13 protein-coding genes are annotated in these 13,699 nt (G+C 52.1%); 11 read left to right on the forward strand and 2 right to left on the reverse strand.

What is annotated here, in order from left to right:
* Positions 1–161: 161 nt before the first annotated feature.
* Positions 162–1,217 carry an AbrB family transcriptional regulator gene (locus H503_RS0104875; RefSeq protein ID WP_016459899.1) on the reverse strand — a complete coding sequence of 352 codons (1,056 nt, stop codon included), beginning with the start codon at positions 1,215–1,217 and terminating at the stop codon, positions 162–164.
* A 267-nt stretch (positions 1,218–1,484) separates the two neighbouring features.
* On the opposite strand from H503_RS0104875, the gene H503_RS0104880 reads away from it, so the two are divergent.
* Positions 1,485–2,129 (forward strand): cupin domain-containing protein, encoded by a 645-nt coding sequence (locus tag H503_RS0104880; RefSeq protein ID WP_009016320.1) that lies wholly within the window; start codon positions 1,485–1,487, stop codon positions 2,127–2,129.
* A gap of 203 nt (positions 2,130–2,332) precedes the next feature.
* On the opposite strand, the gene H503_RS0104885 is transcribed toward H503_RS0104880, so the two are convergent.
* Positions 2,333–3,241 (reverse strand): M48 family metalloprotease, encoded by a 909-nt coding sequence (locus H503_RS0104885; protein ID WP_016459901.1) that lies wholly within the window; start codon positions 3,239–3,241, stop codon positions 2,333–2,335.
* A gap of 521 nt (positions 3,242–3,762) precedes the next feature.
* Between H503_RS0104885 and H503_RS0104895 the strand changes: the two genes are divergently transcribed.
* The 10 genes from H503_RS0104895 to H503_RS0104950 all read left to right on the forward strand — a co-directional run bounded on the left by H503_RS0104895 (position 3,763) and on the right by H503_RS0104950 (position 13,495).
* A complete protein-coding gene (locus H503_RS0104895; protein ID WP_016459902.1) occupies positions 3,763–4,788 on the forward strand; it encodes a TRAP transporter substrate-binding protein in 1,026 nt (341 codons plus the stop codon).
* A 20-nt stretch (positions 4,789–4,808) separates the two neighbouring features.
* The gene (locus H503_RS0104900) at positions 4,809–5,330 is read left to right on the forward strand and encodes a TRAP transporter small permease (protein ID WP_009016317.1); all 522 of its coding nucleotides are present in this window, start codon (positions 4,809–4,811) and stop codon (positions 5,328–5,330) included.
* The gene (locus H503_RS0104905; RefSeq protein WP_009016316.1) at positions 5,327–6,604 is read left to right on the forward strand and encodes a TRAP transporter large permease; all 1,278 of its coding nucleotides are present in this window, start codon (positions 5,327–5,329) and stop codon (positions 6,602–6,604) included. The genes H503_RS0104900 and H503_RS0104905 overlap by 4 nt, the downstream gene beginning before the upstream one ends.
* Positions 6,605–6,675: 71 nt before the next feature.
* Positions 6,676–7,317, forward strand: a complete 642-nt coding sequence (locus H503_RS0104910; RefSeq protein ID WP_016459903.1) for a lactate utilization protein — start codon at positions 6,676–6,678, stop codon at positions 7,315–7,317.
* Between the two features lie 1,071 nt (positions 7,318–8,388).
* On the forward strand, positions 8,389–9,588 hold the full coding sequence (locus H503_RS11835; protein ID WP_016459905.1) for a CapA family protein: 1,200 nt from the start codon (positions 8,389–8,391) through the stop codon (positions 9,586–9,588).
* A 23-nt stretch (positions 9,589–9,611) separates the two neighbouring features.
* Positions 9,612–10,976, forward strand: coding sequence for an MATE family efflux transporter (locus tag H503_RS0104930; RefSeq protein WP_016459906.1), 1,365 nt, complete (start codon positions 9,612–9,614; stop codon positions 10,974–10,976).
* A complete protein-coding gene (locus tag H503_RS0104935) occupies positions 10,973–11,425 on the forward strand; it encodes a 2-thiouracil desulfurase family protein (protein WP_009016312.1) in 453 nt (150 codons plus the stop codon). Before H503_RS0104930 ends, H503_RS0104935 begins: the two co-directional genes overlap by 4 nt.
* A gap of 11 nt (positions 11,426–11,436) precedes the next feature.
* Positions 11,437–11,982 (forward strand): zinc-ribbon domain-containing protein, encoded by a 546-nt coding sequence (locus H503_RS0104940; RefSeq protein WP_009016311.1) that lies wholly within the window; start codon positions 11,437–11,439, stop codon positions 11,980–11,982.
* Positions 11,979–12,644: an N-acetylmuramoyl-L-alanine amidase gene (locus tag H503_RS0104945; protein WP_009016310.1), complete on the forward strand. Its 666-nt coding sequence runs from the start codon at positions 11,979–11,981 to the stop codon at positions 12,642–12,644. Before H503_RS0104940 ends, H503_RS0104945 begins: the two co-directional genes overlap by 4 nt.
* A complete protein-coding gene (locus H503_RS0104950) occupies positions 12,641–13,495 on the forward strand; it encodes a serine hydrolase (protein ID WP_009016309.1) in 855 nt (284 codons plus the stop codon). Before H503_RS0104945 ends, H503_RS0104950 begins: the two co-directional genes overlap by 4 nt.
* The last annotated feature ends 204 nt before the right edge of the window (positions 13,496–13,699 follow it).

Below are 13,699 nucleotides of genomic sequence, written 5' to 3' on the forward strand. Positions count from 1 at the left end.
ACTGAAATTAAAATAGTTGTTTTAAATTATGGATACTTGATTTGATTTTTGAAAAGAAACGTTACGGTAATCAAGAAAAAAGAGCGGGAAAGGCGTTATTTTGTCTTTCACCGGTTCCCATATGCTTTTGTCCATTGGCAGCTTTTCACCAATCCTTCCGCTTACAGGCTTTCTTTGGGGAAAAAGCGTTTAATGGCAAAGGGCACGGCAAAGTTCAGCATGAGAACACGGATCAGCTGGTAGGTGAGGATCATGGCAACATCCTGGCTCATTTCCATGCCGGCTAGACACATTTCAGCAATACCACCGGGAGCTACGGCAAGGAAAGCGCCAATCGGAGAATAGCCGTAAGCTTTTCCGATGATGACGGCTACGACCGCGCTGGTTCCGACCATGAGCAGGGAGCCAACAAGGACATTGGGAACAAGGCGCTTGGTTCGCAGCAGTTTATCCCGGTCAAGCATGGTTCCAATATAGATGCCAATGCTCATTTGGGCAAAAGCCATGACGGCGGGGGGAACAGAAGGAATCGGACCCCAGAGTGTGGCATAAAAAGCGGTAAAGAGGATGGGCCCTAAAAGGTTCCCCGTGGGTAGCTGGACCTTGCGGGCAAAAAGCTGCCCCATTACGGCAAGGGGAAAAACGATGAGCCAGCCCGGGTGAAAGAGCTTCATCCCGTCTGTGACAAGGCCTGCCAAAAGGTCCGGCGCGGCGGTCTTGGTCAGGATCCCGCCAAATAGGTTGATGGCAAGGAAAGGAACGCTCACTTCAACGACGAAAAGGCGCAGGCATTGGGAAACGACGACGACGTTTTCGTCGGCATCATGGTATTCTTCCATAAGGAGCGTCATCTGCGTCAAGCCGCCAGGCAGGCAGCCCATGACACTGCTCAGCAGATTGGCAAAGGTGTGGCGGGCCATGTAGATGGCAACACAGACGGAAACAAAAAGCGTGCTGAGAGAGGCCCCCAGGACGCCGGGCAGTTCTGCGCCCATGCGCATGATGGTGCCTGATGTGCAGTGGGCCCCAATGCCGTACCCCGCTATGCCCAGCATGGCGTTGCGAAGGGAGAGGGACCCAGAAAATGTTGGTCTATAAAAGGTTTTACAGCAAAAGGCAGCAAGAATCCCGCCCAGCATGTAGGGAATTGGGATCTCAAGCTGGCGGAGCAGGAACCCGATGAGTGCAGCAGCAATAAAAACAAGATAGTTAAGCATAAGGCATCTCCTTTTCTGCGGCATCCTGCCCCTCAGGCTGCCGAATCATTCCTTTCCCTTATTGTACCGGAAAGTCAGGGGATGGGCAAATGGGGATTGGGAGCGATGCTGACCGTGTTGGGAGCGGTGAGGGACAAAGAACGGGGAATCTTGCCTGATGCCTCAAAGAGGGGACGAAAGGAGAACTTTCTTTATTTTTGTTGTTTTACCAACAGAATCACATGACCGTTTCCCCTATACTACAAGTAACGAAAGGAGGAACCGACTATGAAAGCCGTTCATACGCCTTTTTCCATTGTAAAAGAAAATGCTTATGTCCCAGGCTGCACGGTTTCGCAGCAGCTTCTTATGGGACCTTCAGCTGCCTTTCACGCGTTTTCCCTTGCGCCCCGTACGGATATCAGTCCAGAGACCTATGCCTATCCTAAGCTCCTGACGGTACTTGATGGGGCCATGACGGTCCAAGCGGGCCGCACCGCGTTTTTCCTTTCCCAAGGGAATAGTCTCATTGTTCCTCTTGGTGTTGCTTTTGGCGTCCACACAGAAAGCGGTGCGATTTATACCGAACTATCGACAAAGGAGGATCTCATCATGAATCTTGAGGCTGGTCAATTATTTGTATTCAAGGACCTTGTCCCGACAGAAGCGGGAAAGATTGTCAATCGTGACGTTGTTTCGTCGCCCCATATGAAACTGGCTCTCATGGGCTTTGGTGAAGGGACGGGCCTTACGGAACACGCGGCTCCCGGAAAGGCCCTTGTCATGGCCCTTGAAGGGAAAGCTGTCATCACCTATGAAGGAACGGACCATCTCATTTCTGCTGGTGAAAGCTTCGTTTTTGATAAAGGCGGCCGTCATGCGGTTACGGCACAGGGCCCTTTCAAGATGGCGCTGTTATTGGTGCTTGATTGAGAAAGCCTTTCGCCTTGCAGTGAGGAGGCGGTGCCGCTGTCATGAGCATGACCGGCATAGGCGGCCCGCTCATGACGGGAAACTCGTCCTGTGTGGGTTTCTTCAAAATGCAAAACACGGCCCAAGGAGTGCATGAATCGCGCTCCTTGGGCCGTGTTTTGCATTTTTTTATGGATTCGGTCTGGCGTGGCCGAGGGGCAGCCTTATTCCGCTTGCTCTGCGTCCCTGCCTTCTACCTGGGTCACAAGTTCCCTTAGTTTTTCGAGCCGCTTTCGTGTCACAGGGTGATCGGACCATAGGCGGCCAAAAAATCCGGAGTCGTCAGCACCGCCGCCCGATATGTCAAAGAGGGCGTTATGGAGCTCGACGCCGTAGCCGATTTCAAAGGCGTACCTGTCGGCGGCATATTCGTCCTGCCTTGCTTTGACAAGCCGGAGCAGGTGGAGCGGGAAATTCATGGTAAAGCTCAAGGCCTGGATCCACAAGTTGCAGAAAAAGACCATGAGGGAAATGAGTAGGCCCAAGATGGGGATGATGAGAAAGATGCGGAGCATAAAGACGATGGCCCGGTAGATGCCACTGACGAAGGTAATGGGAAGATTCATGCCGTAGCTTAAGAGCAGCCACTGCGTATGGTGATAATGGAGGTGACCCAATTCATGGGCGAGGACACCGCTCACCTCGTCCATGGGAAGCTGGTCAAGGAGCCCCTTAAAGACGACGATATGATGGTCGCCAAAAGCATAGGCGTTGAGCTCTGCCGTGTCTTGGATATAGAGCGTAAAGTCACTGCGCCGAAGGCCCGCTTTTTGGAGCACTGGGTCAAGGCAGGCTTCGATGTAGGCAAGATCATCGCCTTTGGCTCTGCGCGCGCCGTTTACATGGAGAAGGATGGACTGGAAAAAGGAAAAACGGCTCAAAAGGGCAGGAATGATGAGGCAGAGGGCAAGAAGCAAGGTCACATCCTGACTGGTGAGGCCACCTGTGTGCAGGGGGCGGAACCATGTGGAGGGCGTAAAAATGACAAGAGCCTGGATAATGAAATATAGATGCACGACGAGCATGACGTAGTCGATGGCAAACTGGATCAGGAAGAGGAGAAAACTGATCATGAAGGAACCCACTCCTATCGTGATGGATTTTTCCCATTATAGCATAGAAAGAGGGACCTTTTATCCTCTCGGAACCATTTTGCTTTTCTTTCGGGAATGTTCGTTTTAAAAAGACAAAATTAAGCTATGTTGTTAGTAAGTTTACAAAATGCTATCGGATAGAGAAAATATAAAATATTTTGTTGACACATTCCAATTCTGTGGTATACTTGCGTCAATACAATTTTTACAAGCAAAAGGTAATGATCAGGAATAGCATGAACGATGAAGCTAAGAGAGCTGCCGGGTGATGCGAGGCAGTGCGGATAGGGCATGCTTCTCACCTGTAAACCCCTTATCTGAAGGGCCGCGTCCCCTAGGGTAAGGCGCTATGGATGCGTTATAAGGCCAAGAGTACAATGGTAGGGTGGTACCGCGAACCAACGCCCCTGCTGGAGAAGATCCAGCAGGGGTTATTTTTATGTTGCAACTATGGATACAGTATACAGCGGCCTTGCCAGTGTGGAACAAGGAGGAAAACGATGAAAACGAGGAAGATGATGAAAGTGATGACGGCAGCCTGTCTGGCGGTCCTGATGACAGCCTTTGCGGGGTGCGGCAAAAAGGAAGCAGCCACAAGCGGTCAAGGCGGCAAGATCGAGTACAAGCTTGCCTATCATCTGCCAGCGGACCATCCCCTGGCAAAGGGTGTCGAATCCTTTATCCAGAAGGTGAAGGAAAAGACCCATGGCGAGGTGACGATTACGGCCTATCCGGCAGGGCAGCTCTATAACGACAAGAGCATGAACGATGCCATCATGACAGGCGGTGTCGATATGGGCCTTAATACGGTGGGTCGCTGGGCGACGGTGGTGCCTGCTATGGAAGTCTTTGATGTGCCCTTTGTATTTCCTAGCTACGAAAAAATCGATCAGGCCATCGATGGAGGCATGGGCAGGACCCTTGCTGATGAACTGGCGAAAAAGCATGTCAAGGTCGTCTATTGGGCGGACTACGGTTTCGTCCAGTTTGCCAATAACAAGAAGCCTATCCAAAAGCCGCAAGATTTTGAGGGCCTGAAGATCCGTGGTTACAGCGAAATTGCGTCGGAAACCATCAAGGCCCTCGGCGCATCGCCCGTGACCATGGGTTCTGCAGAAGTCTATATGGCTATGCAGCGTGGCACCATTGATGGACAAAGTTCCGGCACGAGCGCCATGCGGGACCGCAAAATCCACGAAGTGGCCAAGTATCTCACCGTGACGAACCATGCATCGCCGGAATTCATTCTCGCCATGAACGACCGCTCCTTTGCCAAGATGAGTAAGGAGCAGCAGGATGCCTTTATGGAAGCGGCGAAGGAAGTGCAGGAAGAGACCCGAAAAAATGCGAAGGCCATGGATGAAAAGGGACTGGCGGACCTCAAGGCCAAAGGCATGGAAATCTACGTAGTCCCTGAAGATGAACTGATTGCTTGGCGCAAGGCGACAAAGTCCGTTTGGGATACGTTCCTGAAGCATACGGGTTCGATTGGCAAAACGGTCCTTGATATGGCCGTAAAAGTCTAAGGAAGGGAGGGGCGAAGTCCATGCAATCTATCTTTGCTGTCTATAACAGGATCCTTGAAAAAGTGACAAATTTTACAGCCGTCCTTGCGGGCATCCTGCTCTTTGTCCCTGTTTTCTCGATTTTTTATGAAGTCGTATCTCGCGGGCTTTTCAATGAACCGACGGAATGGGCCACGGAGCTATCTACCTACTGCGTCCTCATGGCGGGATTTTTAGGCATGGGGGAAGCCCTGGCCCGGGGTCGCCATATCCATGTTGATATGATGATTTCCCATTTGCCTCAAAAGACAAATGAAGTCCTGCGCATGGCCGTCTCTATCATTTGCATGATTTTTACAGTCATTTTCTGCTATACATCGGCCCAAATGGTCTATACATCCTATGACCTTGACATGGTGGCGGCAAGTACGCTGCGCATGCCCTTGTGGATTCCCCAGCTGTCCATGCCCATTGGGATCGGGGTCCTGTTCCTGCAGTTTGTCCGCCTCTTTGGCGAATCCGTTCTGGCCTACCGTAACGAGAAAGGAGGAAAGGCCGCATGATTGTCATCTTTACCTTTGCCTTACTGGTGCTTCTTGCCATTGGCGTTCCTGTGGCCTTTTCCTTGGGTGCGTCGGGTCTTTTGGGCATGGTGCTTTTTATGCCCGGTGACGGCGCCCTGGAGCAAATTCCCATCCTGGCCTATAAGGCTCTCGATGATTTTGTCCTCTGCGCCGTGCCGCTTTACATCCTCATGAGCGCCATTTTGCTCAAGGGAAAGGTCGGGGAAGACCTTTTTGACCTGGGCAATAAGTGGCTGCGGCATCTGCCCGGCGGCCTTGGCATTGCGACGATTGTCGCCTGCGGCATCTTTGCCGCGATTACAGGTTCCAGTGTGGCCTGCGCGGTCACAGTCGGAGCCATTGCCATTCCGGAAATGCTGAAACGGGGCTATGACCGGTCCGTTGTACTGGGCGCCGTGGCCGGCGGCGGAACGCTGGGTATCCTCATTCCGCCGTCCATTCCCATGATCCTTTATGGGTCCATTACGGGTGAATCCATTGGCCAGCTTTTTATGAGTGGTGTCCTTCCCGGCGTGCTCATGACGGTCTTTTTCATTTTTATCGTCGTCTACCGCTCCCGTCATTTGAAGCTTGAAAAAAAGGCGCCCCTTTCCGAACGCTTTGCTGCCCTGAAAGGGTCCATTTGGGGACTGCTCCTTCCTGTCATCGTTGTGGGCGGCATCTATACGGGGGCTTTTACGCCGACGGAAGCAGCTGCTGTCGGTACGGTCTATGCCCTTTTCATCACCTTTGTGATTTACCGGACCCTTTCCGTAAAGGACCTGCCGGGCATTCTCATGGAGACGGTGGGAACGTCGGCCATGATCTTTGCCATTATGATCGGTGCGTCCCTCTTTGGCTTTGTTCTCACCATTTTGCAGGTGCCCCAAGCCCTTACGATGATGGTTGCCGAAGTGGAAGTGAGCCGCTGGGTCTTTTTCATTCTGATCAATCTGCTCCTGCTCTTTTTGGGCTGCATCCTTGAAACCGTCTCTATTATCTTTATCACGGTGCCCATCTTATACCCCATCATCAAACAGTTGGGTTTTGATCCCATTTGGTTCAATGTCGTGATGCAGATCAACATGGAAATGGCCCTTATCACGCCGCCCGTAGGCATGAACCTTTTTGTCCTCAAAGGCGTCAGTCCCGAGAGCCGCATGGAAGACATCATCCGCGGCGTCATTCCCTATATCGGTGTCATGGCGGTAGAAATCCTCTTCCTCTGCTTTGTTCCAGAACTTGCTACGTGGCTTCCAAGTGTCGTTAAATAATAGGCGCTGCCTTTTCTTCCGTGATATAATAAGAGGGAAAGAACAAGCACTCACAGAGGGGAGAGATGGTCATGCTGTCATTTGAAAAGGAACGGAACCGCAAAGTAGCGGAAAAAGTGATCAAGGGACTCCAAAGCCGCAATATGGAAGGCTATTTTGTAGAAACAAAGGACGAAGCCCTAGGCCTTGCTTTGGACCTGATTCCCAAAGGTTCAAGCGTCAGCTGGGGCGGGACCTATTCCATTGAGGAAATCGGACTCAAGGAAGCCCTGATCCAGGGGCAGTACACGGTTTATAACCGGGATACGAAAAAGACGCCCGAAGAAAAGCGGGAGATGATGCTGAAAGCCCACAGCTGCGATACCTTTCTATCAAGTACGAATGCCATTACGGAAGATGGCGTCCTTGTGAACCTTGACGGGAATTCGAACCGCGTTTCCTGCATTGCCTACGGTCCGAAGCAGGTCCTTATGATTGTCGGTATGAACAAGGTGACAAAGGATGTGGAACATGCTGTCTATCGGGTCAGGAACGTTGCGGCCCCAATCAATGCCCAGCGCTTCCCAAATGGAAAGACTCCGTGCAAGGTGAATGGAGCCTGTGCCGACTGCAAGTCGCCTGATACCATTTGCTGCAATCTCCTTGTGACGCGCTTTTCCCAGGAAAAAGGCCGGATCAAGGTAATCTTGGTGAATGAGGCGCTTGGGTTTTAGGGCGGAGCATACATCGCTCCGATTCCCCATAAGGGTGTGCCCCCATTGTTTGCTTCCTGATCTTAACGAGGTAATGGAGGATGACGATACGTCATCTGAACCGAATTCGCAAAAAGCACTTGGAAGAAAAGACCGGAACGTCGGGCAAGAACCGCCCTCCTCATCCACCACCCACGTCCGCAAGCAAGCCTTTTTGGTGGATACCCCGTCTTGGTAAGGCGGAACGGCTTTCGCCGTTTCCAAGGCGAAAAAACGAAGGGAAAAACGCAGAGCCAAAAGACCATAACGCAAAAGATTGTAAGGCAAAAGAACACAAGGTAAGCCCAAAACCGAACGTAGAGATAGGTTCGGTTTTGGGCTCTTATCTTATATTCGGTTTTTGTAAGAAGCGGGTCTTTTTGAAACGTAGGAAGCACAATGGCAGTTGCTGGAACGTCCTTCGACCGGTCTTTTCCCTTAGAACTCGATGCGCAGCATCGATCCGCCTTTGCCAAGGCGGGGGACCGAAACGGCCAGCCTTACGTATTTAAAATTAAAGGCTGGCCGTTTTGGTGGTGGATGAGGAATGCCAGTGAGGTATCCTTGCGAGCGGTTAGCGAGGCAGATTCGCCCGGAGTTTCGAAGGACGCTTTTAAAGCGATAGCGGAAGTCTGAGAAACATGTCCCTGGGCGAATTAAGTTTGGACCCGTCCCCCGTTAGGGGGCGGTTTGGGTCCGGCGTCACATGTGCCAATGAGTGCCTTAAAAGACCATAGCGCACGGCGCCAAACCACCCTCCTCATCCACCACCCACGCCCGCAAGCAAGCCTTTTCGGTGGATACCTCGCCTTGGTAAGGCGGAACGGCTTTCGCCGTTTCCAAGGCGAAAAAACGAAGGGAAAAACGCAGAGCCAAAAGATCATAACGCAAAAGATTGTAAGGCAAAAACACGGAGGCAAAAGATTGTAAGAGAGCGGATCATCTTTTCAATATCTTGTTGTGTGGCAGCCGATCCCCTTCTTTTTCTTCGCAATTTCCCCTGAAATAATGTACAATGGTACTGACCATTGTCGTTTAAAGGAGCCAGTCATCATGACCATCCCGCCCTGTTTTTCTTTCTTGAAAAAAATTTCGCGTTTTCCCTGGCCCCTGCGCCAAGGAGCGCTCCTTTTTGCTTTTACGGCCTTTGTCATCCTACCCGGCACGGCAGAACCTAAAAAGGAGCTGCCGCCGCTCCTCAAGGTTCACGAGGCGGAAATCGCCATTGGCTTGTTGCAAAGGGAAGACCTTCCCCTGCACGATTCTTATGCACTGCAGCAGAAACTTCCTGCAAGGATTGCCGTCGTAACACAGGAAAGACCGGTACCGCCAAAGGAAGAGCCGCCGCAAAAGACGGTTACGGTCCTTACCATTTCCGCAGCAGGGGACTGCACCCTTGGAACGGATGAGTCCTTTGGCTATGAAGGGACGTTTCCCGCTTCCTATGACGCGGCCAATGGGGATGCATCGGTCTTTTTGAAGGGCGTAGCGTCAATCTTTGCCCATGATGATCTCACCCTTGTCAATATGGAGGGAGCTCTGACAGAAAGTACGGACCGGCAGGACAAGACCTTTGCTTTTAAAGGAAAGGCCGACTATGTGCGGGTTCTTACGGAAGGCAGCGTCGAAGCAGCGACCCTTGCCAATAATCACAGCTATGACTATGGGAATGAAGGCTATTGGGATACGTTCGGCACCTTAGGAAAGGCTGGCGTCATGCCCTTTGGCTACGAAGAAAGCCCCGTCATGCTCATCAAGGGCATTCCCGTTGGCCTTATTGGTATCAACGACCTTACGGGCGGCGCGGAGACACAGCTCATTGCGGAACTGGAAAAAGTGAAGCGAAAGGGCGCCCGTCTCATCATCTGCTATTTCCACTGGGGAACGGAGCTTGAGCCCTATGCCGACGAGAACCAGCGCGATCTTGCCCATCTTGCCATCGACCACGGCGCTCATTTGGTTCTGGGTGCCCATCCCCACATTGTGCAGGGAACGGAGACCTATAAAGGGCGGCGCATCATCTACAGTCTGGGAAATTTCTGCTTCGGCGGCAACAGCAATCCCCGTGACAAAGATGCCCTCATTTACCAGGAACGCTTTGCCTTTGAAGATGGGTACCTTCATGGTTCTGATGGCGGCACGCTCATTGCCTGCCGCATTTCCTCGACACCTTATTATAATGACTATCGGCCTGTTCTTTATGAGGGGGCCGAAAAGGAACGGGTCCTTCAAAAGATTGCGGACCGGTCCTAACGAAAAAGAAATGAAGTGATTGTATGGCACAAAGCCGCACTAAGGATATGACCCAAGGGCCCATCCTGCCTCTTATTGTAAAATTCAGTCTGCCTCTTCTCATGGGGAACCTCTTCCAACAGACCTATAATCTTGTCGATACGGCCATTGTGGGACAAACCTTGGGGGCTAAGGCCCTTGCCGCCGTAGGCTCGTCGACAAGCATCCAGTTCCTCGTCATGGGTTTTTGCATCGGCATGAGTCTGGGCTTTTCCATCCCTGTGGGACAGCGCTTTGGCGCCAAGGATTACAGCGGCATGCACCGCTATGAATATGCAGGTGGAATCCTTGCCGCCTTATTTGCCGCCCTTGTGACCCTCTTGACGACGGTTTTCTGCAATCACATCCTCCATCTCCTGCAGGTGCCGGAAGAAATCTTTCATGATGCATGGGTCTATCTCATCATCATCTTCTGTGAGATTCCCTTTACGGTCATGTATAATTACCTTGCTGGACTCATGCGGGCCATTGGCGACTCCAAGACGCCTTTTATCTATCTTGCCGTGGCGTCGGTCCTTAATATTGGGCTGGACTTTCTTTTTATCGTCAATGTTGGGATGGGGGTTGCCGGGGCGGCTTTGGCCACGGTCCTTTCTCAGGCCCTTTTGGCGCTCCTTTGCCTTTATGCGGTGGCGCGCCGTTACGATGTCCTTCATATCGAAGAAAAGGCCCGTCACTACGATTTCCTTGAAGGAAGAGACCTCATGGGCATCGGTATTCCCATGGGGCTGCAGTACTCCATTACGGCCATTGGCTCCATGGTTATGCAGAGCGCCAATAATTCCCTGGGAACGCAGTTTGTATCAGCCTTTACGGCAGGAACGAAGATCAAGCTCTTTCTTCTCGCACCTTTTGATGCTTTTGCCACGGCTGTTTCCACTTTTGTGGCCCAAAACTTCGGTGCCCGCCAGACGGACCGCATCCGCAAGGGCATTTACAAGGGCACCATCGTCAGCGTCCTTTACGGTGCGATTTTTGGCCTTTTTGCCATGATTTTGTGGGGCCGGGACCTGTGCCTGCTCTTTCTTGACGCGGCAAATACCGTCGAACTGGACCTTGCCGCCCTTTACCTGCGCCGCATGGGGTACTGTCTGTGGGTGCTGGGGATCTTGAATGTGTGCCGCATGAGCATCCAAGGCCTGGGCAATGCCCGCAAGGCCATGATGAGCGGGGTCCTTGAGATGATTGCCCGCACCGTCGTGTCCGTCCTTTTTGTTGGCTCCTTTGGCTATGATGCCATTACTTGGGCTGACCAGGCGGCGTGGTTTGCAGCGACTTTCTTTGTTGTGCCTATGGTCATCTATTCCATCCGCAATGTAGAGCAGCATTTTAAGGGGGCCCTGTCATGAGTGAAAAAACCATCCTTGTGAGTGCCTGTCTTTTGGGAACGCCCTGTCGCTATGACGGGAAAAGTAAGCCCCACCGGTTGGTCCAGGCCTTTTTGAAAGCCTCTCATGCCCGCGTCATTCCCATCTGTCCAGAAGTGATGGGCGGACTGTTGACGCCGCGCCCGCCGGCAGAAATCCAGCCTGATGGCCGCGTCAGGACCCAAAGCGGTCTTGATGTGACGGACGCTTATGATCAAGGGGCTGAAAAAGTCCTGCACCTTGCGCAAAAAGAGGGCGCCGATCTTGTTATCCTCCAGGCAAAAAGTCCCAGCTGCGGCGTTTCATCCCGCTACGATGGCTCCTTTACGAAAACCCTTGTAAAGGAGCCTGGCATTACGGCGCGCCTCTTAAAGGCCCATGGCCTCCAGCTTTTGGAGCCGCAGGATCTTGAAGGAAAGAATCTTTTTTGAAAGGAGAAAATATGATGACCAACTATTGTGCTCACTGTGGCCGCATTCTTCCCGAAAACGCCGCGTTCTGCCCAGCGTGCGGAACACCTGTGATAGAGGCCGCCTCCAATCATCAGGAACCAAAGGAGCCAGAAACGTTTTTTGAGCGTTTCAAAGCCGACTATTGGGGAACAAAGGGACGGCTCTGCCGCAAGGCCTATCTCCTGCGCAGCCTTTCTGTTTTTGCTTTATCATTTCTTTTCGTAGCCCTTTATATGGCCGGGCAGTTTTATTTTGCCAAGACGCTGCAGGAAGCGAGCGGGCCTCTTTTTATTGTCCTTTTCATGATGGTAAACAGCCTCGTGATGATGGCTCTTTTCATCATGCCCCAGATGATCCTTCTCATGCTTGCCATTCGCCGTGCCCATGATTTAGGAAAATCAGGGGAGATCGTGGCGTTTATATGGGTTCCCTTTTATGGCCTTTATGTTGCCTTTATGCTTTGCGCCGAAAAGGGAACGGAAGGGGAGAACCGCTATGGACCGGATCCCCTTGCCGAAGAGGGCGTGCATTCGTGAAAAAACGGCTCTTGATCCTTTTTAGCTGCGCCCTGTTGCTGCCGAGCGCCTGCGGTTTTTCCGCACCGGGAAAAAAGGCGGAACGGCCGGCCATCATCCAAAAGTACGTGGCTCAATCACCCAAACGCAACACACTCATGAAAGCTTACAGCAAGCTTCACTATGGCCGGGAAATGACGGACATCAAACCCCGCGCCGTTGTCGTCCACTGGACGGCCAATGATTCCCAAGAGGGAACATACCAATTTTTTTACGCCGAGGAAAATCCAAGGCTTTCCTATGGCACGCTCAATGTGGGCGCCCAGTTTCTTGTGGGCCGGGATGGGGCCATTTGGCAGCTCATGCCGGAAACGGCCCTTGCCCGCCATGCCATTGGGCTCAATTGGTGCGCCATCGGCATTGAAAACGTGGGCGGCGCCAGGGGTAAAGAAGACCTTACGGAGGCCCAACTTAGGGCCAATATTGCTCTCATTTCCTATTTGAAGGATAAGTACCCGACCCTTACGACGGTCCTTGGTCATTATGAGCAGGATAAGGCGAAACAGACGGACCTTTGGCGCGAAGACGTGCCGAACTATTACCATGGAAAGATTGATCCCGGGCCTACCTTTATGAAGGGCTTGCGGGAGGCGCTTACAAAGAAAGGACTGAAATTTTTATGATGGATATGATGAAAAAAGGCGCGGCCCTTATGGGGGCGGCGCTCCTTACAGTCACCCTGTGGAGCACGCCTGTTATGGCGGCGGTAAATGTGCCGGCAAACCTTGCAGCTGTGTCAAAGACCGTCAAAGGTGCCGCACCCTACGGCGTCTATTTCTCCGACCTTAAAACGGGAAAGGGATATTATCGCAACAGCGTACAGACACCGGCAGCCAGTATGATCAAGGTCTTCATCCTTGCTGCCGCCTATGAGGATATTAGGGACGGGAAACTGAGCCTTACAGAGACGTTTACCCTAACGGATAAAAACGTTGTTGCTGGATCCGGCGTCCTTCAAGGAATGCCCAAGGGTACGACGGTCACGGTAAAAAAAGCCCTGGATGAAATGATCATCCACAGTGACAATACGGCGACAAACCTCATGATTGACCGCTTGGGCATGGACCGCGTCAACCGCTACCTTAAGGAGCACGGCTATAAGGATACGACGCTCCGCCGCAAGATGATGGATTTTGATGCCGCGAAAAAAGGCGCCGAAAACATGACCACCGTAAGGGACGTGGGGCTTCTTTTTAAGCGTCTTTATCAGGGAAAATGCGTAAGTAAGGACCTTGATGCCCAAATGCTTGCCATCTATAAGGCCCAGGTCGATACGGATATGCTTCCCGATAAGCTCCCCAAAGGCACGGTCGTAGCCCACAAGACGGGCGAGGTGCGCGACCTGCGCCACGATGGGGGCATCGTCTATACGGCAAAAGGCGACTATGTCCTCGTTGTATTTACGCGGGATTATACGCCGTATGCGTCGGTGGCGGATTTGTCGCGCCGGGTTTATGATGGGTATGTGAAGTGAGTTTTTTGCTCAGCCCAAAAATCGGGCGGATTTAATGAAGTACGTGAGACCATTGCTTGAAAAAGATTTTGTGGAAACAATGGCCTCATGGCCTATCGTACGATGGACCGTCCCACGTTTGGGGATCGCCTACGCCTGGGCGTCCTTTTTATTTTTACTCGGCGCAGAAATCGCGCCGATTCAATGCAGTTACTTGCCATCCTT

The organism is Acidaminococcus intestini DSM 21505, from assembly GCF_000425045.1.
In the GTDB taxonomy this organism is placed as follows: domain Bacteria; phylum Bacillota; class Negativicutes; order Acidaminococcales; family Acidaminococcaceae; genus Acidaminococcus; species Acidaminococcus intestini.

Excerpts from the sequence above, each read along its gene's own strand:
- H503_RS0104875 (WP_016459899.1), bottom strand. The coding sequence starts at position 1,217 with ATGCTTAACTATCTTGTTTTTATTGCTGCTGCACTCATCGGGTTCCTG.
- H503_RS0104880 (WP_009016320.1), top strand. The coding sequence starts at position 1,485 with ATGAAAGCCGTTCATACGCCTTTTTCCATTGTAAAAGAAAATGCTTAT.
- H503_RS0104885 (WP_016459901.1), bottom strand. The coding sequence starts at position 3,241 with ATGATCAGTTTTCTCCTCTTCCTGATCCAGTTTGCCATCGACTACGTC.
- H503_RS0104895 (WP_016459902.1), top strand. The coding sequence starts at position 3,763 with ATGAAAACGAGGAAGATGATGAAAGTGATGACGGCAGCCTGTCTGGCG.
- H503_RS0104900 (WP_009016317.1), top strand. The coding sequence starts at position 4,809 with ATGCAATCTATCTTTGCTGTCTATAACAGGATCCTTGAAAAAGTGACA.
- H503_RS0104905 (WP_009016316.1), top strand. The coding sequence starts at position 5,327 with ATGATTGTCATCTTTACCTTTGCCTTACTGGTGCTTCTTGCCATTGGC.
- H503_RS0104910 (WP_016459903.1), top strand. The coding sequence starts at position 6,676 with ATGCTGTCATTTGAAAAGGAACGGAACCGCAAAGTAGCGGAAAAAGTG.
- H503_RS11835 (WP_016459905.1), top strand. The coding sequence starts at position 8,389 with ATGACCATCCCGCCCTGTTTTTCTTTCTTGAAAAAAATTTCGCGTTTT.
- H503_RS0104930 (WP_016459906.1), top strand. The coding sequence starts at position 9,612 with ATGGCACAAAGCCGCACTAAGGATATGACCCAAGGGCCCATCCTGCCT.
- H503_RS0104935 (WP_009016312.1), top strand. The coding sequence starts at position 10,973 with ATGAGTGAAAAAACCATCCTTGTGAGTGCCTGTCTTTTGGGAACGCCC.
- H503_RS0104940 (WP_009016311.1), top strand. The coding sequence starts at position 11,437 with ATGATGACCAACTATTGTGCTCACTGTGGCCGCATTCTTCCCGAAAAC.
- H503_RS0104950 (WP_009016309.1), top strand. The coding sequence starts at position 12,641 with ATGATGGATATGATGAAAAAAGGCGCGGCCCTTATGGGGGCGGCGCTC.